This is a genomic window from Mesorhizobium sp. WSM4822, from assembly GCF_055811155.1.
In genome coordinates, this window is the sequence record NZ_JBVVQM010000061.1 from 1 (window position 1) to 1,178 (window position 1,178).

Sequence of the window (1,178 nt, forward strand, 5' to 3'; positions counted from 1 at the left end):
AGCGCTATGACTGCGAACGGACAGGAGACCAGCCTTGTCGGCATTTACCAGGGTTCGGAGCTAACCGCGGCCGCCAACCATCTTGGACAAGGCGGATACGAGCTGTCGGGTGGTACCAAAGTGTCTTTCGACAAGTGGTACCATAGCAAATGGATCGACATGCGATTTGAAATGTTGACGCAGCTGTCGGATGATTTCGGTCTCCTGTGGGGCGCGAGCACCGGCCAACGTGCCGAAAAGGTCCGAATCGACCCGGGTGTAAAACTCGGCTTTATTCTGCAAAAGCGACCGACGCCGTCCACGACGCTTTCTCTCACCGTCAGTTCGATTTTGGGCGGGAACCTGACGGAACGACCTTGCACGGCTGACTATGGCGCCCTCGGCGGCTTCCATACAGTGAATTGCCGTCTGGCCGCCTCGCAACTGCGGCCCTCGGACACGTTGAAATACATGACAAACCTCGAGCCAAGCCGATGGAAACTCGACCTTCGGTTCAGGGGTGAATTTTAGCGATGGTGAAAGGCAAGGCCGTAAATTTCATTGATGAAGAACAATCAGACAGGAAGTTGATTAGGCACAAAACACAATTGTTCCCGGCAGGTTTCGTTGTCGGTCTTATAGCATGCCTGTTGGCTGCACCCGGTTTCGCGGGTGATCTCGATGCCGGTATCAGCCGCAAAGGAACGACCGGTAATCCAGCCGCGGAAAGCAGTAGCTCGGGCTGTCCACAAAATGCCGACGGCACATTCTGCTGGATGAGCCCAGACATTGGGGAAGCATGGACATCAGGCTTTATCGGTTCCGGCGTATCGATAAATGTCATAGATGATTTCAAGGAACAGCCATTCGATGCAGACCTCGGTCGCGGTACGCAGAGGCAGCGACATGGAGATTGGGTCGCTGAAATTGCCGGCATGGTCGCCCCTGGCGCAAACGTATTCAAGTATGACTATCTCGAGGGGTCTCCGATCGGGCTGCAGGATGGCCTCAATATCATCAATGCGAGCTACCGCATTATAGAGCCACTGAGCCAGCATCCGCGCGAGCAGGCGATCGTCGATGCCGCCTGGGCGGGCACTGCCATCGTCACAAAGAGTGCCGACAACCGCAGCAACGAGGTAGGTAGGCCGCACGAAGGGGATTTCGATGGGCTAACCCTCGGGCTGATCGGGGCGCCA

General features: G+C 56.2%; 1 protein-coding gene and 1 pseudogene. Both read left to right on the top strand.

Features of this window, described 5'->3' with window-relative positions; genetic code table 11:
- The coding region (locus AC0L3E_RS34510) for a hypothetical protein (RefSeq protein WP_473606898.1) at positions 1 to 510 on the top strand (510 nt) is incomplete at its 5' end.
- A gap of 2 nt (positions 511 to 512) precedes the next feature.
- Positions 513 to 1,178, top strand: a pseudogene (locus AC0L3E_RS34515) (hypothetical protein); the annotation flags it as partial.